Annotated in this window: 20 protein-coding genes and 2 tRNA genes; 12 read left to right on the top strand and 10 right to left on the bottom strand. The window is 60.6% G+C overall.

Annotation, left to right across the window (positions count from 1 at the left end; translation table 11 throughout):
* Positions 1-97 precede the first annotated feature (97 nt).
* The 4 genes from AXK12_RS05900 to rlmN all read left to right on the top strand — a co-directional run bounded on the left by AXK12_RS05900 (position 98) and on the right by rlmN (position 4,021).
* Positions 98-1,531: a glycosyl hydrolase gene (locus AXK12_RS05900; protein ID WP_068712455.1), complete on the top strand. Its 1,434-nt coding sequence runs from the start codon at positions 98-100 to the stop codon at positions 1,529-1,531.
* 95 nt (positions 1,532-1,626) lie between these two features.
* Positions 1,627-2,034: a RidA family protein gene (locus AXK12_RS05905; protein WP_068712457.1), complete on the top strand. Its 408-nt coding sequence runs from the start codon at positions 1,627-1,629 to the stop codon at positions 2,032-2,034.
* A gap of 51 nt (positions 2,035-2,085) precedes the next feature.
* Entirely contained in the window at positions 2,086-2,859 is a 774-nt protein-coding gene (locus AXK12_RS05910; RefSeq protein ID WP_068712459.1) for a hypothetical protein, read from the top strand.
* Between the two features lie 37 nt (positions 2,860-2,896).
* Positions 2,897-4,021, top strand: coding sequence for a dual-specificity RNA methyltransferase RlmN (gene rlmN, locus AXK12_RS05915; protein WP_068712461.1), 1,125 nt, complete (start codon positions 2,897-2,899; stop codon positions 4,019-4,021).
* Here the strand turns inward: rlmN and AXK12_RS09080 are convergent.
* Both AXK12_RS09080 and AXK12_RS05920 read right to left on the bottom strand, forming a co-directional pair.
* Positions 4,018-4,203: a hypothetical protein gene (locus AXK12_RS09080; RefSeq protein ID WP_156468899.1), complete on the bottom strand. Its 186-nt coding sequence runs from the start codon at positions 4,201-4,203 to the stop codon at positions 4,018-4,020. The two genes, rlmN and AXK12_RS09080, sit on opposite strands and share 4 nt — an antisense overlap.
* A gap of 231 nt (positions 4,204-4,434) precedes the next feature.
* A complete protein-coding gene (locus AXK12_RS05920; RefSeq protein WP_068712463.1) occupies positions 4,435-5,841 on the bottom strand; it encodes a hypothetical protein in 1,407 nt (468 codons plus the stop codon).
* Between the two features lie 303 nt (positions 5,842-6,144).
* Here AXK12_RS05920 and miaB point away from each other — a divergent pair, with 303 nt between their 5' ends.
* The 3 genes from miaB (at position 6,145) to AXK12_RS05940 (ending at position 8,876) form a co-directional block, all read left to right on the top strand.
* A complete protein-coding gene (gene miaB, locus AXK12_RS05930) occupies positions 6,145-7,572 on the top strand; it encodes a tRNA (N6-isopentenyl adenosine(37)-C2)-methylthiotransferase MiaB (RefSeq protein ID WP_068712490.1) in 1,428 nt (475 codons plus the stop codon).
* A 51-nt stretch (positions 7,573-7,623) separates the two neighbouring features.
* Positions 7,624-8,163 carry a hypothetical protein gene (locus tag AXK12_RS05935; RefSeq protein WP_068712467.1) on the top strand — a complete coding sequence of 180 codons (540 nt, stop codon included), beginning with the start codon at positions 7,624-7,626 and terminating at the stop codon, positions 8,161-8,163.
* Positions 8,164-8,237: 74 nt separating this feature from the next.
* A complete protein-coding gene (locus tag AXK12_RS05940; RefSeq protein ID WP_068712492.1) occupies positions 8,238-8,876 on the top strand; it encodes a guanylate kinase in 639 nt (212 codons plus the stop codon).
* Between the two features lie 342 nt (positions 8,877-9,218).
* On the opposite strand, the gene AXK12_RS05945 is transcribed toward AXK12_RS05940, so the two are convergent.
* From AXK12_RS05945 to AXK12_RS05960, 4 genes are all read right to left on the bottom strand, one after another.
* Positions 9,219-10,571: a Fic family protein gene (locus tag AXK12_RS05945; RefSeq protein ID WP_068712469.1), complete on the bottom strand. Its 1,353-nt coding sequence runs from the start codon at positions 10,569-10,571 to the stop codon at positions 9,219-9,221.
* A gap of 158 nt (positions 10,572-10,729) precedes the next feature.
* Positions 10,730-12,316, bottom strand: a complete 1,587-nt coding sequence (nadB, locus tag AXK12_RS05950) for an L-aspartate oxidase (RefSeq protein ID WP_082782696.1) — start codon at positions 12,314-12,316, stop codon at positions 10,730-10,732.
* A 14-nt stretch (positions 12,317-12,330) separates the two neighbouring features.
* The gene (gene nadC / locus AXK12_RS05955) at positions 12,331-13,170 is read right to left on the bottom strand and encodes a carboxylating nicotinate-nucleotide diphosphorylase (RefSeq protein WP_068712471.1); all 840 of its coding nucleotides are present in this window, start codon (positions 13,168-13,170) and stop codon (positions 12,331-12,333) included.
* 473 nt (positions 13,171-13,643) lie between these two features.
* On the bottom strand, positions 13,644-14,273 hold the full coding sequence (locus AXK12_RS05960; RefSeq protein ID WP_068712473.1) for an exopolysaccharide biosynthesis protein: 630 nt from the start codon (positions 14,271-14,273) through the stop codon (positions 13,644-13,646).
* A gap of 154 nt (positions 14,274-14,427) precedes the next feature.
* Here AXK12_RS05960 and AXK12_RS05965 point away from each other — a divergent pair, with 154 nt between their 5' ends.
* The 3 genes from AXK12_RS05965 to AXK12_RS05975 all read left to right on the top strand — a co-directional run bounded on the left by AXK12_RS05965 (position 14,428) and on the right by AXK12_RS05975 (position 21,271).
* The gene (locus AXK12_RS05965) at positions 14,428-16,425 is read left to right on the top strand and encodes a hypothetical protein (protein WP_156468902.1); all 1,998 of its coding nucleotides are present in this window, start codon (positions 14,428-14,430) and stop codon (positions 16,423-16,425) included.
* A gap of 70 nt (positions 16,426-16,495) precedes the next feature.
* Positions 16,496-18,793 (top strand): hypothetical protein, encoded by a 2,298-nt coding sequence (locus AXK12_RS05970; protein WP_068712477.1) that lies wholly within the window; start codon positions 16,496-16,498, stop codon positions 18,791-18,793.
* A gap of 207 nt (positions 18,794-19,000) precedes the next feature.
* Positions 19,001-21,271 (top strand): TonB-dependent receptor, encoded by a 2,271-nt coding sequence (locus tag AXK12_RS05975; protein WP_068712479.1) that lies wholly within the window; start codon positions 19,001-19,003, stop codon positions 21,269-21,271.
* 352 nt (positions 21,272-21,623) lie between these two features.
* Here the strand turns inward: AXK12_RS05975 and AXK12_RS05980 are convergent, their stop codons facing one another.
* The 4 genes from AXK12_RS05980 to AXK12_RS05995 form a co-directional block, all read right to left on the bottom strand.
* Complete coding sequence (locus AXK12_RS05980; protein ID WP_068712482.1) at positions 21,624-22,391, bottom strand: lipoate--protein ligase family protein; 768 nt, start codon at positions 22,389-22,391, stop codon at positions 21,624-21,626.
* A gap of 15 nt (positions 22,392-22,406) precedes the next feature.
* The gene (locus tag AXK12_RS05985; RefSeq protein WP_068712484.1) at positions 22,407-23,234 is read right to left on the bottom strand and encodes a sensor histidine kinase; all 828 of its coding nucleotides are present in this window, start codon (positions 23,232-23,234) and stop codon (positions 22,407-22,409) included.
* 31 nt (positions 23,235-23,265) lie between these two features.
* A complete protein-coding gene (gene pdxH, locus AXK12_RS05990) occupies positions 23,266-23,907 on the bottom strand; it encodes a pyridoxamine 5'-phosphate oxidase (protein WP_068712486.1) in 642 nt (213 codons plus the stop codon).
* 152 nt (positions 23,908-24,059) lie between these two features.
* Positions 24,060-24,136 (bottom strand) — tRNA-Asp (locus tag AXK12_RS05995).
* A 117-nt stretch (positions 24,137-24,253) separates the two neighbouring features.
* Here AXK12_RS05995 and AXK12_RS06000 point away from each other — a divergent pair.
* Together AXK12_RS06000 and recA are read left to right on the top strand one after the other, a co-directional pair.
* A tRNA-Arg gene (locus AXK12_RS06000) sits at positions 24,254-24,327 on the top strand.
* A gap of 170 nt (positions 24,328-24,497) precedes the next feature.
* Positions 24,498-25,592 (top strand): recombinase RecA, encoded by a 1,095-nt coding sequence (gene recA / locus AXK12_RS06005; RefSeq protein ID WP_068712488.1) that lies wholly within the window; start codon positions 24,498-24,500, stop codon positions 25,590-25,592.
* The last annotated feature ends 124 nt before the right edge of the window (positions 25,593-25,716 follow it).

Below are 25,716 nucleotides of genomic sequence, written 5' to 3' on the forward strand. Positions count from 1 at the left end.
GACGAAGCGTGTGGAGCGTTTCTGCTGTCCGCTCACACTGCGTCCCCGCTCGGTGAATTCTTCTGCTTTTGCCCTCACTTTTAGGTGCCCCTTAGCCATGAAAATCAACTCACAGATTACCCCGCAAAAGTTGCTCAAAAAGACCGAGCGTGTCCTCGAGCTTGCTGGGCGAAAGATCCGCTCAATCGACGCGAGTTGGGACAGCGCGCAAGGCACGCCTGTCTTTACTGTGAAGGGCCGCTACACCTCGCGCGGGTGGACGGAGTGGACGCAGGGCTTTCAGTTTGGGATGGCACTGCTCCAGTACGACGCGACGGGTGAGGAGGCATTTTTGGCGTTGGGCCGCGAGAAGACGCTGCGCCACATGGCTTCGCACGTTTCGCACATCGGTGTGCACGACCACGGGTTTAACAACGTGTCCACCTACGGGAACCTGCGCCGCCTGATGCTCGAAGGGGCAATGCCCTTTAACCAAGACGAGCTCAACTATGCCGAGCTCGCGCTAAAAGTCTCCGGTGCGGTGCAGGCGGCGAGGCACGCGACGACCGACCAGCGCGAGCCTTGGTCGCCGCGCACGCCGAAAACCGGCGAGGGCGGCGGCTGCCGCGGTCTAGTCCCCAGCGGCTACCTGTACTCGTTTAACGGGCCGCAGTCGCTCTTTGCCGATACGATCCGCAGCCTGCGTGCGCTGGTGCTGGCGCACTCGCTCGGCCATGCGCTGATGGGGGAGGGCGACCGGCGGATAAACCTGCTGCACCGCGCGGTCGAGCACGCCGCCACGACTGCGCGCTACAACGTCTTCTTTGGCCAAGGGCGCGACGCCTACGACGTCCGAGGCCGCGTGGCGCACGAGTCGATCTTTAACCGCAACGACGGCCAGTTCCGTTGCCCGAGTACACAGCAAGGTTACTCGCCCTTTACGACTTGGACGCGCGGGGCCGCTTGGATCATTTGTGGCTACGCCGAGCAGCTCGAGTTTTTGGAAACCATCGGCACGGGTGAGCTCCGTGCTGTGGGCGGTCGCGCTGCCGTCGCCGACCTGTATCTCGAAACCGCGAGAGCGGCGAGTGACTATTACATCGACGGCTACTCTGCGCTCGACGGGGTGCCCTACTGGGACAGCGCCGCGCTCAACACGCACCAACTTGGCGACTACAGGGCCCACCCTGCCGATCCCTACAACGCGCACGAGCCCGTCGATAGCTCCGCCGCCGCGATCGCCGCCCAAGGCCTTATTCGCTTGGGGACTTACCTAAAAGGCCGTGGCGATGAGGCCGGCGCCCGTCGTTATTTTCAGGCTGGGCTCACCATCGCCGACACGCTCTTTGCCGAGCCTTATCTTTCTACTGATCCCAAACACCAAGGGCTACTCTTGCACAGCGTGTACCACCGGCCCAATGGCTGGGACTACGTGCCCAAAGGCCAGCGCATCCCTTGTGGCGAATCCTCCATGTGGGGTGATTATCACGCACTGGAGCTTGCACTGCTTATCCGCCGCCTCAGCGAAGGTGAGTATTACACTTTCTTCTAGGGGCTGTTCCCGCTTCAAGACCCTCGGAACAAATTTGCCCACAACGAACTCAAAAGCCCGCTCCCTTTCTAAACCCCCCCTGCTTCCTACTTATTATGAGCGATACCCCAGCCTTTTTTGCGACACCCGGCTATGGCGAGCGGCAGCTAAAGACCTTCCACTATTCGCAAGCCGTGCGCGTGGGGGCTCGTATCGAGACCAGCGGGCAAGGCGGGTGGACGGATGATTTTCAATTTCCGCACGCCGAGCTGCGCGACGAGATCGCCCAAGCCTTTGAAAATGTGGGCCGGACACTCGCTTGCGCGGGAGCGAGCTGGGAACACGTCATTCAGGTTAATTCTTACCACGTCGGCTTCACTCCCGAGGTGAACACAATTATGACCGAGCTGTTTCGTAAACATATGCCCAACCATGCGCCAATATGGACGCTTCTCGGCGTCGCCGCACTCGGTGACCCAAAGATGCGCGTCGAAATCCGCGTGACAGCCATCGTGTCCGCGTGACACTGCTTGCCCCCTTTCCTAATTCTCCCAACCACATAACAAACAACACCCATGACTACCCTGATTAAACTACCCAAGGCACTCGCCTTCATCTTGTTATTGCCGCTGCTAAGTGCGGTGGGCCTGGCAGAAACCGTGACTGTTTATCTGGAGAACGGCACCGAGAGGCAGATCTCTATCAATATCCCTATGACACAGTTCGGGAAGTCTGATCACTATCGTAAAGCCTACGTGCTCGAATATATGGAGTGGTGGAATATCGGTATAGGGCTCTCTACGAGAAACCTGCCTTATACCTTCGATCGCGAAAAATATAAAAACACGACTCCGCCGCTCGAAATTGATAAGCGGGTTGAGCAGGCCGTGAGAGATCACTTTCTGAAAGGGAATCCCCGCAAGGGCGACTCATTCTACCGGAAAGTGGAGCGAGAAGCCCAAGCGTACCTTCAGAAAGTTCGCTACACTGGTGATCAAAACGTGAGCGAGATGGTAGTGGATAAAATCGGCGGCCTCGGGCTTCAGCCGAATATCAAAGTGCCCATCCCCCCGCGTTTCTCTAGCCGAGCGGAAGAATATGCAAAGGCATATGCGATCCAGTACATGCGTCACTGGAACTCGCTTTGGCTCGAAAAATCTGATGACTACCCCAATCTCTCCATTACGCGTAATAGCTATGACTTCGGGCGCTATGAGAGGCGTGAGCCTTTCGTTTCGGGTGATATCAAAAAATACGTAGAACAGGTTTTCGCCAGGGAGGGGATTGATAATAAGGTGGCGGACGCCCTAGAAGAGCACCTCAAAGCTCAGAGTAAGAAGAAAAAGTAGGGTTTGCTCGCCTTGCTGCCATCCGGAAGACCTCAGCATGCCAGCTCGCCCACGTGTTGATTTGTATTCGCTGACGCGGGCCGAGCTGGGCGAGGTCTTGGCGGCTTGGGGCGTAAATCCCGTGCACGCCGGGCCAGCGTGGCGTGCGCTCTATTGGGACTGCGTGCGGGATTTTGCCGAGCTGCGAGCGGTGGGCTGCGTGCCGCCGCGGGTGTGTGCGCTGCTCGAGGAGCGGGCGACACTGGGCACTTTGCCTGCGGTGCTGGAGGGCGACTCGAGCGATGGGTTTACGCGCAAATTCCTGCTCGGCTTGCACGATGGCGAGCGAATCGAGACGGTGCTGATGCGCTACACAGGGCGGGTGACCGCGTGCGTGAGTTCGCAGGTCGGTTGCGCGATGGGCTGTGTGTTTTGCGCAACGGGCCAGCGCGGCTACACGCGCCACCTCACTGCGGGCGAAATCGTGGCTCAAGCCGTGTACGTCCAAAGAGCATTACTTGGAGGCGACGCGTGCGGATTACCATCCGTCACCAACCCTGCATCGCGTGCCAAAGTGTCCGTGCGAGATGCATCCCAGCGGCTTAGGAACATCGTGTTGATGGGCATGGGCGAGCCTTTGCACAACTACGAGGCGGTGATGCGTGCGGTGGAGATTTTGAGCGACGGCACGGGGCTCGCGATTGCGGCCGAGCGGATCACGCTTTCGACCGTGGGGGTAGTGCCCGGGATTTTGCGGCTGGCGCGCGAGCAGCGACGCGTGCACCTCGCCGTCTCTCTGCACGCGGCGAACCAAGAAGAGCGCGCGGCGATCGTCCCCACTGCGCGCAAGTGGCCGCTGGCCCAACTGATGGACGCATGCCGCACTTACAGTGCCGAGACGGGGCGGCGGATTTTTTACGAGTGGACGCTGATTGAGGGGAAAAACGATTCGCCGGAGCAGGCGCGTGAAGTCGGGAGGCTGCTTGCCGGACTGCCCGCGCAGGTGAATCTCATCCCGCTCAACCCGACCAAGGGCTATGCGGGGGCGGCGACACGCAGCGAAGCGGCTCGGGCCTTTCAGCGCGTGTTGATTGAGGAGTTTGGCATCCCTTCGACCGTGCGCCAACGGCGCGGCATCGACATCGCGGCGGGCTGCGGTCAGCTAGCCGCCAGCGCCAGCTAGCGCGTGAGAGATCCTTTTTTCTCCACTACGCGTGGTGCGGCAGCGTGTCGCTGCACCCATTTACCGAACGCTTGGTTGCCGTGCATTCGCACGGCAGCCAAGCGCTCGGTAGAAAGGAACCCAAACTTGGAGGCGGCGAGTTTACTGGTGATTTTCCCCACTTCGCCCAAACGGGTTATCACTCTACTTTCTCCTCCTTGTCGCAACGCGACAAGGGAAGGGACTTCAAATTTGGGAATTGGTTTCGTCGCGAAGCGACGAGGCCAATTCCCAAATTAAACGGGTGCAGGCACAGCCTGCCGCCCCACGCGCAGTGGAAAAAAGTTACCTGCTTTGTCCTGTCGCCAACGAGCTCGCTGTAAAACAGCGTGGGGCTGCGCGCAGTGAGTTGGTCATTTGTTCGGACTGCTTGCTTAGAGGGCTAGGGCGCTGCGGGCGGTGGCGACTTGTTTGCTTTGCTCGGAGTCGGGCGAAGTGCGTGCGGAGCCGTCGTCAAGTGAAGTCGCTGCGTCCAGTGTTTTGGTGAGTTCGACGAGGTCGGTTTCGTCGATTGCGCGGAGGTCTCGGGCGCGGGCGAGGAGTGTGAGTGAGGCTAGCGCTGTGGCGGTGCTTTCCTTCTCGCGTTGAGCCGCGCTGAGTGCGTCGCGGATCAGCGCTTTGAGGGGCGGGATTTGGTCGCGTGCGAGGACGTCTTTTCCGGCGAGAAAGAGCGTGAGCGAAGTGCCGAGCGTGTGTAGCCAGCGCAGCGCTTGCGCGGGTGGCGAGTAGCGGAGTGCGGCCGCACGGGGCTCGCCTGCGCTGCCGTCTCTCCACTCCATGAATTGACGCAGATAAGCGTGGAGTTTGGCGAGTTCGGCGTCGGCGCTGGCGGGCGTCCAGCGGAGGACGATTTTTTTGCGTTCGCGGAATTTGCGCACCTCCCACACGCGGAGGGTGAGCGTGGTGTCTGCGTTTTTTTCCTGAAGCGAGCCGGTGAAAATGTAATCAAGCCCTCTCGCCTCAGCTCCCGAGGCTTCGACGAGTTGGCGGAGGTTTTCGGTCGTCCATTCGCTGGGGAAGAGCGCGTAGTGGCCGGGGGTTCCCGAGCTGTGGCGCACGCCGACGGCGGCCAGCGGCGCGTAGAGGGGAGAGTAGCTAAACGTTTCGGCAAGCCAGAGCGGAATCGCGCGCGAGAGGCGGCCGAGTTCGTCTTCGGGTTTTGCGGCGAGTTCGTGCGTGTCTTCGAGCCCAAGCACTGCGAGTTGGGCAAAGGCCACGCGGCGCACGTTCTTCTCGGCCTCGCGGACCGGGAAGAGTTCGCCGAGGGCGTCCTCCAGCCCGTAGCTCCAGATGGGTTTGCTGATAGTGACTAAGCTAACGTGTGCACTCGGGCTTGGGGCAGTCCCGGTAGCGGCGCTCGTTTCTGCCGGTCCGACACTGGGCGAGACGGGTGCGTTGGGGGCGAATTGGCCTTGGGCCATCAACTCGGCAATCGCGTTGGAAAACCCGTGAAGTCGGTCTTCGAGTTCGGGCCGCCCGAGGCCGAAGAGGATGTCGAGGATGTGTTGCGCGGCATCGACATTGCGCAGCGCGATGTAGGCTTGCAGGAGGTTGAGGCCGGTGGCGGGGCCGTGTTTTTGAGCGTCGTAGTGCGGGCCTACGAGTTCGGTGATTTCGCGCAGGTGGCCGGTGCTGCCCAGGTCGCCAGAGATGGTGACGAGCACGTCGGCGCGGGCGGCGACGCCGCTGTCTTCGGCGAGGAGCTTTTCGTAAATCGCGAGTGCGGCTTGCGTGTCTTTCGCATCGAGCCGGTCGCGGGCTTCGGCAAGTAAGGGCTTCACAGTTCCGCTTGGAGTGACTGCACGGGCTGTCGCAGCAGTTTCGGCGGTGTCTGATTCTGGTTTTGGAGTGGCTTGGGGGGCTGCCGGTTTGGCTTGGCGGGGGGCGAAGAAGCGGTCGAAAAGTCCCATAGGTTTTCCCACGCAAGCGGGCTGCCGTGCGGGAGGCGAATCGAAATGACGTGGCGGTGAAACACCGTGCAGCGGTCTGAGCCCGTCGCGCGCCAAACTCGAAACACGCGAAGACTGCGTTTGACCGCTGCGCGGCTTACGCGCTTAAAACGGCCCTTCCCGTCCTTCCTACAAGTGAACCGCGTCTACATAAAAACCTATGGCTGCCAGATGAACGAGCGCGACAGCGAGGCAGTCGCTGCGATGTTGCGCGGGCGCGGATATCGGATCGTGGACGACGAGAACGCCTGCGACATCTTGCTGCTCAATACCTGTAGCGTGCGCGATGCCGCCGAGCAAAAGGCACTGGGCAAGGCGGGCTACGCTGCGGCGCGCAAAAAGCGGCAGCCGGACTTCGTTATCGGGATACTCGGCTGCATGGCGCAAAATCGCGGTGCGGCGATTCTCGATACCTTGCCCGATGTCGATTTGGTGATTGGCACGCAGAAGTTTCACCAAGTGCCCGGCTACCTCGATAACTTGCGCGCGGCGCGGGAGGCGGGCTTGCCCATCGGGGCCTCCATTGTGGACATCGCCGAAGAGGCGGGCTCGCAAAACACGATTCGCGATCACCTCGATGCGGAGGCCGGGGCCGCGCCCCAAGTCAGTGCGTTTGTGTCAATCCAGCAGGGCTGCAACATGGATTGCCACTTTTGCATCGTGCCGAAAACGCGTGGTGACGAGCGTTCGCGCCCGATGGAGGCGATCGTCGCCGAGTGCCGCTCGCTCGCCTCGAAGGGCGTGCGCGAGATCACGCTCTTGGGGCAAATCGTGACCAGTTACGGGCGGCGCGATTACCGGCACACGGACGGCGTGAGCCCGTTTGTGCAACTGCTCGAAAAGGTGCACGAGATCGACGGCATTGAGCGGATCCGCTTTACCTCGCCTCATCCGCGTGGGTTTAAGGACGACCTCGTCGCGGCCTACGCGCGGCTGCCCAAGCTCTGTGAATACGTGCACTTGCCCATGCAGAGCGGCAGCGACCGAATCTTGCGCGCGATGAATCGCCCGTATTCACGCGAGCGATACCTTAAAATCGTCGAGGCCCTGCGCAGCGCCCGGCCCGACATGTATTTTTCGACCGACATCATTGTGGGCTACCCGGGCGAGACGGAGGCGGATTTTGAGCAGACTCGCGAACTCTTCGAGTCCTGTAACTACGACATGGCCTACATTTTTAAATACTCTGTGCGCAGCGGCACGGTTGCTGCTGAGCTGGCCGACCAAGTGCCCGAGGCCGAGAAAGAGCGGCGCAACCAAGTGCTGCTCGACATCCTGCATCGCAACTCCGAGCAGCGCACCGCGGCGCTTATCGGCACGACGCAAGAAGTGCTCGTCGATGGGCCCGACAAGACAGGCCGCCGCTTTACCGGCCGCACACGAGGAAACCGCGTGTGCATTTTCGACGCCGACCCACGACTCATCGGCCAACTCGTGCCGCTACACATCGAGCGCGCCTCAGTGAGCACGCTCTACGGCTCGCTCGTGCTGGCGGGCGTAAGCGATCGCGCCGGCGAGACTCACAGTGCGCCGCGTGCCGCCCCTGCTTCTGCTGCCGCTTGATACGCTTGATACGGTTTTCCGCTCTTTTCCTGCCTTCGCCAAAATCCAAAAATGTCACTCGCGCTCGCCACTCTCATTCCCGCCGCATTGCTCCTCGTCCTCGGTCTCGCGTTGCTCAGCGGTCGGGCGATGGTGGCGGCGCTAGCCAAGCAATTCCCGCGCTCCACTGCGGCGGCACTTGTGTTTTTCGGCGGCGCGGCGGCGTGGTTCCTTTACAGAGTGTGGCACTTGCCGGAGGCGGACTTTGGCAACCACCGCACGCTCCTGGCGATCGGGTTTGGGGCGATTGCGGCGCTGTCGTTTAAATACGTGCCGGATTTTCTGGCGGTGCGCGGGTTGGCGATACTCGTGTTGCTCAGTGCCTCGCCGCTGCTCGGTGCGGCGTATATGAGATACGAGGCGCCGCAGCGGCTTTTCATGGTGAGCCTCGTCTACCTCGCTATCGCGCTTGCGCTGTATCTGGGCGCGGTGCCTTACCGACTGCGCGATTTTGTTGAGTGGCTCTTTGTCCGACCGACGCGAAGCCGCGTTTTTGGTGCGCTGCTTGTGAGTTACGGCGCGCTGCTCAGCTACGTTGCTACCACTTATTGAGCCAGAGCCATAAGCGGATCCGCGCGCGCCTCGCTTTCTCCTGTCGATTAACCCCACTCCTCTTTTCCCAATCCGTGCCTAATCTTACCGCTCCTTCTGAAGTCACTCCAAATGCGGCTTCCGGTTCGCCGCTCTTTCTTGTTCTCGCGGGCCCCACGGCCTCGGGGAAAAGCACGCTTTGCGAGCGGCTTGTGGCGGACGCCGCACTCGGCTTTGCTAGAGTGGTGACGACAACCACGCGTGCACCGCGTCCGGGCGAGGTCGATGGCGTGCATTACCACTTTTTGAGTCCGGCGGCTTTTGAGGAAAAACAACGTGCTGGCGAGTTTTTGGAATGGGCTTGGGTGCACGGTGATCGCCGCTACGGGACCCTCGCTTCGTCGGTGATCGAACCGCTCGCGCGCGGGCAAGCCCTCGTGGCCAATGTCGATGTGCAAGGTGTCGCGAGCTTCCGCGAAGCGCGTGCGCAGTATCCCTTATTGGCACAGAGCCTGGTGACTGTGTTTATCGAAATCGCGCCCGAACAGCTCCAAGCGCGTATCCGCGCGCGCGGGACAGATGACGAAGCAGAAATCGCCCGCCGCGTGGCGACCGCCGAGCGCGAAATGGCCGAGGCAGCAAAGTTTGAATACCGGATTAAAAGCGGCAGCCGCGACCAAGACTACGCCGCGCTTTTGGCAATCATTGCTCAGGCAAAATCGCGCCTCCGCTAAACGTGGAAGCCCGAGCTAGGGCCTGTTCGCGTTTTAAACGCGAGCCGCGCCGGAGGCAGATTTTCCACTACGCGTGGGGCGGCAGGCTGTGCCTGCACCCATTCAATTTGGGATTTCGCATCGCGCTATCGCGCGAAAGCGAAATCCCAAATTTGAAAGCATTCCCCCCTGTCGCGTTGCGACAAGGAGGGGAAACTAGCGTGATAACCCGTTTGGGCGCAGTGGGGAAAATCACCAGTAAACTCCCGCCGCCAAATAAAACAGCCTGCGGCTGCGCCCCACGCGTAGTGGGAAAAAGCGTATTAGCGCGGCTACGTTTGAGGCGGGAGCCGAGCTTAGCTGCTAGTCTGTTTTAGACAGCTTTTCGGCGAGTGAGGCTTCGGTGCGAAACGCGTAGCTGCGGCCCAGCTTGGAAACTGTCAGTAGCCCGCGCTCGGCGAGTGCGAAGAGGTCATCGCGTGCGGTTTGGTGGGTGACTCCGTGACTGCGGGCGTGTGCGGTGATCTGATACACGGTGCCGGGCTCGCGCAGGGCATGGGCGAGGAGCGCTTGTTGGCGATAGTTCAGGCCGGGGACTTTATTTAGGTAGCTGCTCGCGGCGCGTCGTTCGCGTTGTTTACGCTGGTGATAGGCGTGCAGTGCTTTGGCCGCTTCCCGAATGACCGCGGCTTGGTGCAGGATGAAATAAGTGAGGTCGTTATCGTCGGTCTCGGTGTAAAGAAAGGCGCGTGCGTAGCGGGTCGGAGCGCGCAGCAAGGCATGAGAGATCGAGATAATCTCAAACAGCGGATAGTCGGCGCGCAGCATGAACCAGTAAAAGAGTGCGCGTGCCGTGCGTCCGTTGCCGTCGTAGAAGGGGTGGATGTAAGCCAGCGCAAAATGCAAGATGATGCCTCGCAAGACGGGGTGGATGAAGCGGGTGCCGGAATTTGCGTCGGGCGCTACATTGGCAAAGTCACACAGGGCGCGAAGTCTCTCAGGGAGTTCTTCGGTGGGCGGAGGGATGTGATAGTCGACTGCTCCCGAGAAGTCACCCACTCGAATCTGCTCGTCACTTCTGCGGAGCCGTCCGGCTGCCTCGGGCTTGTCGAGCGTGTCTTGTGTAATCTGCCGATGCAGTTCCAGCACTAGCTCAATACTCAAAGGCTGATCCTTAAGCTCACGAATGCGCTGCATGGTGAGATAGTTGTTTAAAATCATTCGCTCGCCGAGGTCGCGCGGAGGGCGGTTGGCGCGCAGCATTTCTTTGGCGATTACACGCGTGGTCGCCGCACCTTCGAGTTGGCTGGAGGTAATCGACTCTTCGATGAGTGTATTGAGCGCGTAGTTGTCGCGTTCTGCAGAGGGCGTGCTTGCCGCAGCGAGTCCGCCTGCAAACCCGAGCCCTCGATCAATTTGCTGCAAAAGCTCCGTGAGCTGCGAAGGCATCCCAAAAACAAAGGCTCTTCCGTATTTATCTTTTAGCGGGACCTCGCGATAGGTCGCGTGCCGGATTGACTTTGCGATGAACCAGCACTCTTCGGCACTGAAGCCTTCGGGCATGGGCCGGTGCCGAAACTCATCCCAATGGAGATAGCGGTCATTATCCCGCCAATAGCTGCGCAGCTCTGGGGCCGAGTAGAGCTCGGCTATCCGGGACGCTGGAGTCTTACTGACGAATGCGGGCCAAGAAGGAGGGGCGAGAGGGAGCTTCATTTCATCCTAATTTAGGACAAATTAGGATGAAACTAGGATAAGCCTTCAAATCCTAATTTTTTATGAATTAGGACTAGGCTAGGATGTTCTTAACTCAATTAGCTAAAGTGAGTTACTGATAAAAACTCGCCGCTTGGGCGTTCTCGTGCCTCGTCCGCTTAATTAGGCTGCTGGGCAGTGCTGGGGCGGGAGCGTAGGTAGTGGCAGCCTTTGCTAATGGGGTTGAGGCTGGCGGCGCGCACGACGAGTAGGGATGTCTCGATAGCGTTGCGCAGTTCGACGAGTTCGCGCGTTACGCGGCAGTCCCGATAAAAGCTCTGAATCTCTTCGCGTAGTTCGAGCAGGATGCGGCGCGCGCGGGTGAGCCGCTTGGGGCTGCGGACGACGCCCGCGTAGTTCCACATTGTGGAGCGCAGCAGTTGCAGGTCTTGGCGGATGAGGGTCGGGTCGGCGTCGCGTTTGGCGGCTTTCCAGGCGGGTGGCTTGGGGAGCCGGAAGCCGCTGTCGCCGAGTGTGGCGATTTCTGCGGCGTCGGCTTGCGCGGTAAATTGGGCACTGGTCAGGCACTCTAGGAGGGAGGTGCTGGCGAGGCGATTCGCGCCGTGCAGGCCCGTGCAGCCGGTTTCGCCGATGGCGTTGAGGTGGCGGACGTTGGTGCGGCCTTGCAGGTCGCTGTGCACGCCGCCGCAAGAGAAGTGCGCGGCGGGGACGACCGGGATGGGGTCGCGCGTAATATCCACACCGTGCTCGGCGCAGCGGGCGAGGATAGCGGGGAAGCGGTTTTTAATAAAATCGGGCGCGAGCGCCGAGAGGTCGAGGTAGACGCAAGGCTCGCCAGTGGCGGCGAGTTCCTCGTGGATGGCGCGTGAGACGATGTCGCGTGGGGCGAGCTCGCCGAGCGGGTGCGCGGCCTCCATGAAGCGATTGCCGCGTGCGTTGACGAGCACTGCGCCTTCGCCGCGAATCGCTTCGGTAATGAGAAAGCGCGGTGCGTTTTTTTTAAAAAATACGGTGGGGTGAAACTGGACGTATTCGAGGTCGATGAGTCGTGCGCCCACGCGGTAGGCCATCGCGATCCCGTGCCCGACGCTGCCGGGCTGGTTGGTCGAATGCCTGAAAATTTGGCCTAAGCCGCCGGTCGCGAGCACCGTTTTTTTGGCGATGATGGCGCGGACTTCGCCGCGTGTTGAATCGAGCACGTAGGCGCCGTAACAGGTGAGTGGCGCGTAGCGGTCGGCGGGCTCGCGGCTGTTGTGCGAGAGCGTGAGTAGGTCGATTGCGACCCCGCCGCTGCGGCGGGTGATGTTGGGCGTGGCGTCTACGCGCTGGGCGACGGTTTTGAGGATGGCGTGGCCAGTGGTGTCTTTGGCGTGGATGATCCGGCGGGTGGAGTGGCCGCCTTCGCGGGTAAATTCGAGGCCGCCGCCCGTGTCGCGGTCGAAGGGCACGGCGAGTTCGTCGAGGAGCAGGGCTTTGAGCGCAGCGGGGCCTTCGCGGACGAGGTGTTCGACGGCGGCGGGGTTAGCGGTGCCGTCACTCGCGGTGATGATGTCGGCGGCGAGCAACTCGGGCTGGGCCGAGTTTTCGTAAATGATACCGCCTTGGGCCCAGTCACTATTGGCGGCGAGTGGGGTGTCGAGGCAGAGGAGCTCGACGCGCAGCCCGGCGCGTGCGGCGTGCAGGGCGTAAGCCGAGCCCGCGAGGCCCGAGCCGATTACGAGGCAATCTGTGTGAATAATCTCCACGGTCGTTGGCGCGTTTACTCCGCGACGATATCGAGGCTGAGGTCGGCGGCGGTTGCGCTGTGGGTGAGGGCTCCGATGCTGATGAGGTCAACGCCGGGGAGCGCGTAGTCGCGTAGCGTCTGGTAGGTGACGCCGCCGGAGACTTCGACGAGGGCCGCGCCGCCAATCACCGCGACCGCGGCAGCGATCTGCTCAGGGCTCATGTTGTCGAGGAGGATGATGTCGGCAGCGGCGCGGAGGGCTTCCTGCACCTGGTCGAGCGTGGCGGCTTCGACTTCGATCCGTGCGCCGTGGGGCGCGGCGTCGCGGCAGAGTGCAACGGCGCGCGTGAGCGAGCCCGCTGCGGCGATGTGGTTGTCTTTAATTAAGACATGCTCGCCGAGCGTGGCGCGGTGGTTGTGCGCACCGCCGCAGCGCACAGCGTACTTTTCGAGCGCGCGCCAAGCCGGAGTCGTCTTGCGCGTATCGACGATGCGAACGCCCGTGCCTTCGACAGCGGCGGCGTAGCGGCGGGCTTGGGTGGCGATGCCGCTGAGGCGTTGGAGGAAGTTGAGCGCGGTGCGTTCGGCAGTGAGGAGCGCGAGGGTGGGGCCGCTGATGTGGAGGACGGGGGCACCGGCGGCGAGTGAGTCGCCATCGGCGGCGGCGGGTTCGATTTGGAAGCACGGGTCGAGTCGCGTAAAGGTGCGCGCGGCGATTTCGACGCCACAGAGGACGAGCGGCTCTTTGGCTTTAATGAGGGCGCGGGAGCGCTGCGTGGGCGCAAAGATAGCGCGGCTGGTGAGGTCGCCGAGAGCGGCGTCTTCTTCGAGTGCGAGGTCGATTAAATGTTCAGTGCGCGGTGTGAGGAGCATGCGATTGCAGGCGTTGTGATGTGTTCCTGCGCTTAGGGACAGTTCCGAATGGAGCGGGCAGGCGGTTTTTATTGGTCCGGCCTGTTCGCGTTTCAACCGCGCAGCCGCAGGCTGTTTTATTTGGCGGCGGGCTCGTTGGCCCGCCGTCGCCTAGCGCTGATACGCTTTTTCCCACTGCGCGTGGGGCGGCAGGCTGTGCCTGCACCCGTTCAATTTGGGATTTCTCATCGCGCTATCGCGCGAAAGCGAAATCCCAAATTTGAAAGCATTCCCCTGTCCCGTTGGGACAGGAACGGAGGGCCTATTCAAAATCGCGATTTGTGTTCGGGCGCGAAGCGTCCGAGCCAAATCGCGATTTAAATGGGAGTGGCAGCATGCCACCGCCCCACGCGTAGTGGGAAAAAGCGTATCAGCGCGGCTCGCGGTTGAAACGGGAACAGACTCTGGGGCCTTTGTGGTGGTGGGTGGGTCTTTTAGGCGTTGAGCCAGTGCCAAAATGAGACGCTCATTTTTTGCGCAGCGGTGCCTAGGAGGAGCAGGTAGAGCAGCCCCGCGATGGAGGCGATGTAGCCAAGCAGGATGAAGAGTCCGTCGCGCTCGAGGTTTCCGGAGGCGATGAGAAGAATCGCCCACGCGGGAAAGGTGTTGCTGAAGGGGATAGGCAGCGGGAGCAGCAGGATGATGGCGCAGATGAGAATGACGACGGCGTGGGCTTGTTGTGCGAGTGCAGGGCGGCTCACCCACGCTAAGCGCGGGCGCAGGACTCGCTCTAGCCAAGCGATGACTCGGCCTGCGATCGTGAAGGTTTTCTTGAAAAATCCGGCGGGCAGCTCGCGGCGTTGCCACGATTTTGGGAGCCAAGGCCGGAGCCCGAGCGACTGCCGTAGCGCGATGAAACCGATGACTAGGCCGAGTGGCGTCGAGAGGCCGGGCAGCGGGATGGGCGTGACGAAGGGCAGCGCGAAGAGGATGACGACGAGCACGTAGGCGCGACCTCGCAGCGTGGCGATCACCTCGCACAGCGTGACCGGTCGGTTGCCGAGGCGGTCGCGCAGCCGCGCGAGCTCGACCGATAGCTTTTGTGGTGCGGGCGCGTCGCTCATGTGTGCAAGCACTGGATACAGTGGCCGATACGGAAGCAACAGCTCGCTTAGCGTTTTCGCCGGAGCGTGGTTGGTGCCATTGATTCGCCAAGGGAGCTCCGTAGTTTTTCGACTATCCTAGGTAAGTTTCGTGCTGTTAGTCTGGAGGGGCTTCATGAGAAGTCTGTTGCTAGCTGTGCTGTTTGGAGGGCTGACGCTTTTTGGCGGCGCCGGGTCGTGGCTGCACGGGCAGATCATCCTGAATAACGACTCCGTTTTGTTGTTAACCGAGGATTTTACGGGTGGACTCGGGACGGGGCCCGGAGAGGTGACTTGGGCGGGATCGGGCGGATTCGCGGCAGTGGGGGGCGACCGCAGCGTGCGGATTGGCGACTCTACGGCTATAATTGACTGGGATGCGCCGAATTTTATCGGGAGCGGGCGCACGCTGATTTTGGGCGATCCGAATGCGGATGGCACACTCATTTGGGATAACGCAATCAACCTAGGCTTTACTAACCGGAGTATCCGTGTGGTGCACGGGACGGGAAACACGACTCGAGCGGATGCGCGCTTCGATAGAGCTTTGAGAGGAAACTTCCTCACTATTGAGGGAAATGGGCGACTCGATATAACGGCTAATAATCCTAACCTGAGACAAGCTATTTTGATATATGGAGCGGAGTTGCGGCTTAATGATAAGGGTAAGTTTGGTGGACTCCGCTCTATACAGATTTATAATGGAGGCACTTTGACGCTTGATAATGCGGGGACGAGTGACTCTGCGACGGGGGGGCAGTATAGTGCAGATCGCCTTTTGGATAATGGGAGTATCCGGCTAGAAGCGGGCAGCTTTCGTTATATTGGGCAAACTGAAGCGGGCGACTCTGTAGAGAGACTTGCCCTTATCGACCTTTACCTTGGGAGTAGTACGATTGATATTATCAATAACCGTTTGGGTTTCGTTACTGAAGTGAGAGTTGGGCGGCTGCGACAGATGAGCCCGGGGGCTACACTTAACTTTATCAGTTCTTCGGGGGTAAGTCGCTTTGGCGATGGTGCGACGCTGCGGGTTGAGCAAGCTCTTGCGGATTTCGGAGGTATTTTGCCGTATGCTACAGTGAGTGGTGAGGACTGGGCCTCCCTAGGTTTGGCGAATTCAGATGGGCGTCCTATTGTCGCTTACTTTGGTTATAATACGGGTGCGCAAGACAGTTGGGGCCCGACTACAAATGCTTCGCCGATAGCCGACCAAGTCTTAAGTGGGAGTCGGAATATTAATTCGCTGCGGCTTACCGATGGACGGCAGGTCGATTTGTCAGGGAGGACGCTTCTAGTAAGCGCGAGCGCACTCCTTTCTGTCGGCGCGGCCGATACTACAATCCATTCAGGCACCCTAAACTTACTTAACCAAGCCTATGTGCATGTGTATAATACAGGCGCTTCGGGGCTCACGATCAGTTCGAGGATTATAGGCCGGGGACTCACTAAGACAGGGCCCGGGCATCTGACCCTATCGGGCGCGGTGTCCAATCAGATAATAGGCTCTATTTATGTAAATGAGGGACTGCTTATTTTAAATAAAAGTGCGGGGGTGGCAGCGATTCATCAGGCATCTGCGGGGCGGATCGAAATAGGCGATCGGAGGCACTCCGCAACGCTGCGGCTCGATAAGAGTGAGCAAATAAGCAATTCGATGAATGTTTGGCTGCGGGGCGGTTTTGCGGATACGGCGCGCTATGTGGGGCAGGAGGTGGAGGGGGTATTACACTTTAACGGAGCAGGTGGCGCGGGGCTCACCGAGACCTTTCGCGAACTAGTGGTTCTGGGGCGCGGCGTGGTCGACTTTCAGGGTGGCACACTGGCCTCACCCAATTGGCTAATCCTTGATGATTTAAAAGTTTTCCACAGTGAAGGCAGCTCGGTGCTCCTAGTGCGAAACTGGGTGGACCTTGAGGACCGACTTTTGGTGCGCCGGTCGGGTGGGGATCTCGCCGCGTCGCTACCGTATATTCACTTCGAAGGCTACGCGCCGGGCGCAATAACACGCGACTACGACGCACAGTTTTGGGAAGTGGTGCCTGCTCCTGAAGCAAGCACCTGCGGCGCAGTGTTTGGCGCGGTGGGGCTAGGGCTCTGGGCGAGACGGCGGCGGCAGCTCAAGGGCATATGAGCTACCCCGGCGGGCAAGTCGTTAGCTTTTCCTTTGTCAGCGGCGTGTCGGCAGCTACTCATCCGCCACTATGCCTTCTGCTGCCGTTGCTGCCTCTGCGACTCCCCTTCGCACTCCCGCTCATGCTTGGACGTTTTTTCGCACCGGCGGGATAGACCAGGTCGCGCTCGGCAGCGGCGAGGATTTGCGGCACTTGGCCGAGCTGGATCAGAAGCTTTGGGTTGCGCTGAGCTGTCCGGTTAAGGGGCTCGAAATCGACGAGCAAACGCTTGCGCTAATCGATAGCGATGAAGACGGGCGGATTCGCGCTCCCGAACTTATTGCGGCGGTCAACTGGGCCTGCGCACGGCTCAAGGACGCGGGCGATCTGCTCGCCGGAGCGGACAGGCTCGCGCTCGACGCGATTGATACTTCAACGCCCGAGGGCGCTATCCTTGAGTCGAGTGCGCGGCAGATTTTGCGCAGTCTGGGCAAGTCTAAGGACTCGGCGATTACGACGGCGGACGCGGCGAACACGGCGGCGATTTTTTCGGCGAGTGTGCTAAATGGTTCGGGCGTCATCCCGCCTGCGGCGGCGGAGGAACCCGCCGTGCAGGCACTCATCAAGGACATCATTACTTGTCTAGGCGGGACGGCGTCGCGAAACGGCGCGACGGGGGTGACGGCGGCGCAGATTGATACGTTTTTTAAGGACTTGGCCGCCTACGCGAGTTGGGTTGAGCAGAGCGGGACAAAGGAGATCGCGGTCCTCGGCGATGCGACGGCGGAGGCGTGCAGTGCGATAAAGCTGCTGCGCTCAAAGGTGGAGGACTACTTTGCGCGCTGCCGGATGGCGGCTTTTGACCCGCGGGCGATTGAGGCGCTCAACCGCAGCGAGTCTGAGTATCTCGCGCGTGCCGCAGAGGATATGCGCTTGAGCGCGGCGGAGATTGCAGAGTTCCCGCTGGCGCGAATCGACGAGACGCAGCGGCTGCCGCTTTTGAGTGGGGTGAATCCGGCGTGGGGCGAGGCACTGGCACACTTGCACGAGTGCGCGGTGACGCCGATTTTTGGCGCGGAGCAGACGAGCCTAAGTGTCGAGGAGTGGCGCACGCTCAACGCGAAGCTCGCGCCTTACGAGACTTGGCAAGGCGACAAGGTGGGCTCGGCGGTCGAGAAGCTCGGGCTGCCGCGTGCCAAGGAAATCCTCGCGAGCGAGGGGCGCGCCGCGCTCGCGGCCTTGGTCGCGAAGGACAAGACCTTGGAGCCGGAGTTTCGCGCGATTAGCGATGTGGAGCGGCTCGCGCGTTACCACCGCGATTTGCGCGACTTGTTGCATAACTTTATCAACTTTGCGGATTTCTTCGACCGTGCGCGCCCCGCGATTTTCCAAGCAGGCACCCTGTTTTTAGACAGTCGCTCGTGCGACTTGTGCATCCGCGTGGACGACCCGGCCAAGCACGCGACGCTCGCGGCGATGAGTAAGGCGTATATCGCCTATGTGGACTGCGTGCGCCCGGGCGGCGAGCGGGTGCAGATCGCGGCGTGTTTCACACAGGGCGATAGCGACTACCTTTTCGTCGGCCGGCATGGGATCTTTTACGACCGAAAGGGGCGCGACTGGGACGCCACAATTACGCGCTTAATCGATAATCCGATTAGCGTGCGGCAGGCGTTTTGGGCCCCGTATAAAAAATTCGTCCGCTTTATTGAGGAGCAGGTGGCTAAGCGCGCGGCGGCGGCGGATAGCGAGGCGACGAGTAAGCTGGAAAACGTCGCCACCAACACCGTGAGCACGGTCGCCAGCGGGAAGCCGGCGGCGGCGGGCGGAGCGGTGGGCGCCTTGGCCGCAGCAGGTGGCGGCAGGCCGAAGTTTGAGGTCGGTACGGTCGCCGCGCTCGGCGTGGGCTTGGGCGCGATCGGGACCTTGCTCGGCGGCTTGGTTGCGGGTTTTCTCGGCTTGGGCGTGTGGATGCCGCTGGGTATTTTGGGAATCGTTTTGGCGATCTCGGGTCCGTCGATGCTCATCGCTTGGATAAAGCTGCGGCAGCGCAATCTCGGCCCAATCCTAGACGCCAACGGCTGGGCGATTAATGGCCGCGTGAAAATCTCGGTGCCTTTTGGCACGGCACTGACCGATCAAGCGAAACTGCCCAAAAACGCGCGTCGGATGATGCGCGACCCGTATGCGCAGCGGTCGAAGTCGCTGCGGCACTGGTTGGGCGCAGCACTCGTGTTGGTGGTGCTGGGGGCGGTCGCCACACAGGTCGATCGTCAGCGTCGCGGTCACTATTTTTGGCAGAGTGCCCCCGTTGTGGAAGTGGCCGAAGAGGCGTCCGCGCTTCCTATTTCGGATGGCGAAGCGGGGGTCGAAGCAGGGATCGATTAAGGGCGCGGCGGCAGGATTAAGGGCGCGGCGATAGGATTAAGGCCGCGGTGACAGGAGCGAAATTCCGCTTGGGCGAGCTGAGGCGCTGCGCCCAGTAGCGCTGCGCATTTGCGCACTTGGGGGGAGTTACGGAGCAAATAGTTAGGAGGACTGCGTATATTTTATTGAAATTAGTTCTCAGTATCAGCGAATTCCGCGCCTCCTACTATGAAAACCAGACTCGGTCTCTTCTCTGATCTCTGCGACGTGCGGGGTTTACTTGCGCGCTTTTTCGTCGCGCCTGCCAGTGCGTTGGCACTGCTGCTTGCGGGGCTCGTGGCGGCGAGTTTCCCGGCTCAAGCCCAGTCTCGCGCTGCGGCCAGAGCGTACTCGGGCGATTTTAGCGATTTGGCGGATAGCGATTTTACAACCCTGCCTGAAATGACCGTGAGCGATAGCCGTACTGCCCTAGACGAGGCTGCGGCAGCGCTGGGGGGCGGACAAGTCGCCCGTGGAGCTCGGATGGGGCTGCTGGGCACGACGGATGTGATGGACACGCCGTTTAGTGTTACGAGTTACACGGACGAAGCGATTCGCGACATGCAGGCGCAGTCGATGGCGGACTTGCTCGCCGCCGACCCGTCAGTGCGAGCGACTGGAGGGCGCGCGTGGATGTCGGAAAGCATGTCGATCCGCGGTTTCTCGGTTGGCGCGGCGGACACGGCTTTCAACGGGATGTTTGGTGTCGCTCCCGCCGGTCGAGTGTTTCTGGAAAGCGTTGAGCGTTCGGAGGTGATCAAAGGGCCTTCGGCGGCACTGTTTGGGATGTCGCCGGGCGGGAGCATCGGCGGCGTGGTGAATCTGGTGCCAAAACGCGCGCACAACGAGCCCATTACTCGCCTCAACATCGGGCTGCGCCAAGACTCCGTGCGCTCGACGCACGCAGACATCGGGCGGCGCTTTGGGCCGGGCGGTGCCTTTGGCCTGCGGACAAACGCAGTGTATCTCGCGGGCGATACTGCGATGTATGACCAGTCTATGCATCGTCGCGCGGGGGCGATCGGCGCGGACTTTCGCGGACAGAAATTGAGCGTTTCGCTGGATCTGCTTTGGAGCCATGAGGACGTGAACAACGCCACCCGCCCATTCAATGTGGGCTCGGCACTCAAAGTGATCCCCCCTGCACCCAGCGGACGAAATGCCTACCCCGGCTCGGGCGAATTCGAGACCGAAAACGGCAGCGGCCTCCTAAAGGCTGAGTACGAAATCAACTCCGATCTGAGCGTTTACGCCGGCTATGGTCAGCATGTCTATACGACCGATGGGGCGTTAATCTATCCGACCATGGAAACGACCGATGGCGACTACACATGGGTCTATCGCCAGTGGAAACAGCGCGATGACCGTGAGTCGATGGAGGCGGGCCTACGCGGTGCCTTTGAGCATCCGGGGGTGAAGCACCGCTACGGTTTCAGTGTCTCTTTTCTTCATAGAGATAGCGGAACTTTCGTGCCCAATCGCGGCTCGGGACGCTCTAATATTTGGAACCCCGTCGCGCCGCCGAAGTTGCCCCGATTGCCGAATCGGATTACGCCCGGCTCCGAACTTGAGCTGACAAGCTTTGCCTTAGCCGATCAGGTCGAGGTGTTTAACGGGCAGCTCTTGCTCACACTTGGCGTGCGCCGCCAAGAGGTAGACTCACTGAGCCTGACGAGCACCAATCCGCTGACGCGCCACTACAACAAGAAGGCCACCTCGCCAGTCTTCGGCCTCGTTTACAAGCCCGTGCACTGGGCCTCGCTCTACGTGAGCTATGTCGAAGGGCTGTCAACCGGCGGTACCGCTCCAAATGATCCCGTCTATATCAACGCGAATGAACAGCTCGCGCCGTATGTCTCTGAGCAATACGAAGCGGGGGCGAAGTTCAGCCTTGGCGGCAACTGGATGGCGACTGTCGCGGCTTACGAGCTGACGCGCCCCACCGCGGGGGCGCAGTTCCTGCCCGGGCCGATCCCTCCGGGCGAGCCCGATCGCATCTACGGTATCTATGGCGACCAGCGCGCCCGAGGCATCGAGATCAACGTTTCCGGACAAGTTGTTGAGGGGTTGCGGCTGCTTGGCGGCGTCGCGCTCGCCGAGCCTAAAATCCACAAGAGCCCTAATCCCGATGTCGTGGGCAAGCGGCTCACTGGCACGGCGAAGGTCAATGCAAACTTCGGTGCGGATTGGGATGTTCCTTTCATTACGGGACTCGCGCTCAGTGCCCGCTTCATCTACACAGACAGTGCCTACGCGGACGAGGCCAACCAAGTCGTGCTTCCCAGTTGGAGGCGAGTAGACGCGGGTGCCCGCTACCGTTTCCAAGATTCGCGCGGCATAGCCTACACGCTGCGGCTCAATATCGATAACCTCAGCGACGCACGCTACTGGAACCAATCTGCGCGCTTTTCACTCGCACAACCGCGCGCCTGGGCCCTCTCGCTAGAGACGAGCTTTTAGCCCAGGCTGGCCGTCCGCGCACACAGACCTCCACTGCGCGTGGAGCGCAGCCGCAGGCTGTTTTATTTGGCGGCGGGCTCGTTGGCCCGCCGTCCATCGCTGCACCCATTTACAGAGCCGCTTGGTTGCCGTGCATTCGCACAGCAGCCAAGCGGCTCTGTGAAAAGGACCCCAAACTTGGAGGCGGGAGTTTACTGGTGATTTTCCCCACTTCGCCCAAACGGGTTATCACTCTCCCCTCTCTGCCGCCCCACGCGCAGTGGGAAGTATCAGCGTGGCGGCACATCCGTCGTGTGTGCCGCCATGTTTTAGCCCGCTAGCACGCGGGGTATGGGGTGAGGGACGGTGATTTTTAGCGGTATTCGAGCCACTCGGGCGACGAGTATTGCTCAATGAGTCCTTCGAGTTCGGCTTCGGCGAAGTCGGGCCAGCCAAGGGGCTCAACCTCGATGTCGAGCAGGTGGGCGAGCTCGGTGGCGAAGTCGGCGTAAAACCGATCCCAGTCGGTGGCCTCGCCAGCGGCGGCGGCGCGGCTTACCGAGCCTTGAAAGAGGAGGCCGTGTTTTGTGCGTTTCTGCGCAGCGCCGGCGATTTTCGTTTCCGCACGGGCCGTGCCACTGTGGTCGGCGCGGATGACATCGAAGCACTCCGCGCGTTGGAAGCATTGGGTCGCGGGCGCGACTTTTTGGGCTGTGGCTTTAGGGGTAGAGCAAGTATCGCTCGCGCGTTTTAAGGTGGCTGGAACTCCTTGGTTGGTGAGCGCGGCGGCGAGTGCTTTGTGGACGAGCCGGTAGCTTTGCGAAGCGGGCCGCGCCTCTAAGTCGTGTCCGCGCGGGATTACGAGCGCGTAAGTCCAGTCATCACGATGGTCGACCAAGCCGCCGCCAGTGGCGCGGCGGGTGAGGTCAAAGTGCCCGCCGTCGGGCGCGATGGCGGCGAGCTGCTCGCGGACGAGCGCGTACTTTTGGGAATAGCCGAAGGTGATCGCGGGGCGCTGCCAAGTGTAGTGGCGCAGCCTTACGGCGGCGGGCGCAGTCGGATAACGCTGCAGGAGCAGAAGATCGGTCGCCATGTTTTCGGCAGCACTGCCGCAGCGCTCGGGGAGCAGGTGGAGCTTCATGGGCGGGGCGGGGAGCTAGGCGGCTTCGCCGTTAGCTGGGTTTGCGGAGCCGGCTGTGACGAGGGGCAGGACGATTTCGAAAATCGCGCCTTGGGGCGCGGCGTTGCGCGCGGTGATCGTGCCGCCGCTGCGTTTTACCACGCTGTCGACGAAGAACAGTCCGAGCCCGACGCCTTTGCCCGTGCGCTTGGTCGTGAAAAAGGGCTCAAACAGGCGCGCGTGAACGGACTCATCGATGCCGGTTCCGTTGTCGACGATGCTGAGCGCGACGGCTTGGGTGTTACTGCACTCTCCCGTACGTAGTTCGATTTTTAGTACGACCTCACCCTTGGCTTGGCCGCTTACCGCGTCGCGCGCATTGGCGACTAGGTGGTGGAGGGCTTGCTTGAATTGCTCCGTATCGGTTTGCACGCGACAAGGTTCGGGGCTTGCCGCTTCGACGTGCAGGCTTGCTCTGCTGATTGCGACTAGCCCCGTGAGGTAGCTGCGCTGCTCTTGGACAAGGGAGTTTAGGTCGACCGTTTGTGGCTCAAAGCTCTGCTTCCCACTAAGGCCCATGAGAAGCCGCGAGAGCTCGACGGCCTTTTTCCCTGCTTTGTGAATCTCGGCAACTTGTGCGGCGATCTCAGGCTGCGGCTCCAGCTCAGGGGCCAGCATCTCGCAGTAGCCGTTGATGACAGAGAGTAGGTTGTTGTAGTCGTGCACGGCCATGCTCGCGAAGCGGGCGACTGCTTCGAGCCGGTCGCTTTGCGAGCGGGCCCGCTCGGCTTCGAGCAATCGCAGGGCTTCGTCGAGCGTGCTAGGCGTGGGCGCCGTCGGCGGCGTTGTGGGGAAAGCAGACATGCTGCTGTGCCTAGGCGGGTGGGGCGCGAACTCAAGGGGAGAGTCGTTCGATTATCCACTCCCCACCTTCGCTTTCGCGGCGGTAGCGTAACCGGTCGTGCAAGCGGCTGCGCCGCCCTTGCCAAAACTCCACGCTTTCAGGCGCGAGCCGGTATCCGCCCCAATAAGGAGGCAGCGGGATAGGCCGCTCGGCGTATTGGGCGTCGAGTGCGCGAAGCCGTTCGTCGAGCACGTCGCGACTGGGGATGACGCTGCTTTGCTGAGACGCCCACGCTCCGAGCTGGCTGGCGCGCGGGCGACTGTGGAAGTACGCGAGTGCTTCTTCTTGGGCGACCTTGGTGACTTGGCCGCTGACGATCACTTGCCGCTCTATCGGTAGCCAGGCAAAGAGCAGCGTCGCGTGTGGGTTTTCGGAGAGTTCGTGGCCTTTGCGGCTTTCGAAATTGGTGTAAAAAACAAAACCGCGCGTATCGAAGTTTTTAAGGAGGACTACGCGTGCGGAGGCTCGTCCGTCGTGCGTCGCAGTGGCTAGGGTCATCGCATTGGGCTCGAGGATTTGGGCCGCCTGGGCTTCCCCGAACCACTTATCGAATTGGCGAAAGGGATCTTTCTCCAAGTCGCTCTCCCGTAAGCCCGCGAGGCTGTATTCCTGTCTTAGATCGGCCAGTGACATTGTAGCGCGGATTCAAAGCCCGGAGGCATTTGGCATGCAAACCTGAAGCGTGGTGCTCGCGTTTGCCCTCTCGGTCGATCTCCGGTCTTCTGATCTGGAACCCGGCCCCAAAAAAACTCCGCCGTGGTTTTCGGTGGAGTTCTTTGAAAAAGTGGCGGGATGGACGGGACTCGAACCCGCGGCCTTCTGCGTGACAGGCAGACGCTCTAACCAACTGAGCTACCACCCCAAGTGGGGAAGAGAGCCGACGCTTGAGGGGCGCGAGTGCCACGTCAAGCGTGGTTTTTCCTTGTCCGAAACAGACTGTAGCGTAGGCACTGCGTCATCGCCTGCTCAGGCCCTGTTTGCGGTGGTAGCTCAGTCGGATAGAGCAACGGTTTTCTAAACCGTCGGTCGTGGGTTCGAGCCCCACCCACCGTAGCGGGAGCGAATCAGGATGCCCGCCCGCCCGCCCTTTGGAGGTTTTTTGTGCTGAGTTCTTTCTTGCGCGTGCGGGGGCCTGGGGCAGCATTCGGCCCCCTGCGGCTGGCGCGGTGCAGTGTGCGTTCGCCTTCCTTTCCTCAAGTCTGTCCAAGCTGTCCTTTTATCCTATGTCTAAAGCACTTCCCGGTCGTTCTATTGGCTCTAGTAATGTGAGCCGAGAGAAGAACATAGAGTTGGCGGTATCGAGTATCACCAAGCAGTTTGGAGAGGGGTCGATCATGCGCCTAGGGAGCAATCAGAAGATGGCGGTGGATTGCTTGAGCACGGGCTCCTTGTTAATTGATCTCGCTTTAGGCGGCGGCGGGCTTCCAAAGGGGCGGATTATTGAGATTTACGGCCCAGAATCTTCTGGTAAGACGACGTTTTGTTTAAGCGTAATTGCCCAAGCACAAAAACTGGGCGGTTTGGCTGCGTTTATTGATGTAGAGCACGCGCTTGATCCGAAATACGCGCGCACAGTGGGAGTGAAACTCGACGACTTGCTGGTTTCTCAACCTGATTCCGGCGAAGATGCGCTAAATATAATGGAGACACTAATCCGCTCGAACTCGATTGATGTAATCGTGCTCGACTCGGTGGCGGCATTGACAACTAAGGCCGAGCTAGAAGGTCAGATGGGCGACGCAACAGTCGGAGCGCAAGCGCGGCTAATGTCGCAAGCGATGCGTCGGCTGACCGCAGTGGTGAATAAGACGAAATGTATTTGTATCTTTACTAATCAAATTCGCGAGAAAATCGGCGTAATGTATGGGAGCCCAGAAACCACCTCCGGAGGGCGTGCGCTAAAGTTTTTTGCCAGTGTGCGTATCGATATACGCCGCCGCGAACCGCTGAAAGGGGCTGAGGGCACGATCGTAGGCAACCGTACGAAGATAAAAGTGGTGAAGAATAAAATCGCGCCACCCTTCACAGAGGTGGAGTTCGATATTATGTATGACGAGGGGATTTCGTCGAGTGGCTCGCTCTTAGATCTAGGGCTGCATCATAAAGTTTTAGAAAAACGCGGCTCCTGGATTGCGTTTAACGGCGAGCTAATTGGCCAAGGGCGCGACGCCACCCGGCTCACGCTCAAAGAAAAACCAGAATTGGCCGAGAAAATCCAAGCAGCGGTAATGGCAAAAGTGGACGCGCTAAAAGGCGGTGAAGACGCCGCTCTCCCAGACCCCAGCACAGAAAACTCAGACACAGATGCAGGGGCGTAGCCTCTAGCCGAGGCTATTTGGTAAATAGCGCAGAGCTCACAGACACCTCCACTACGCGTGGTGCGGCGGTCAGTGACCGCTTCCATTTAATTTGGGATTTCTCATCGCGCTATCGCGCGAAAGC

The sequence above is a fragment of the Cephaloticoccus capnophilus genome (genome assembly GCF_001580045.1).
Lineage (GTDB): Bacteria > Verrucomicrobiota > Verrucomicrobiia > Opitutales > Opitutaceae > Cephaloticoccus > Cephaloticoccus capnophilus.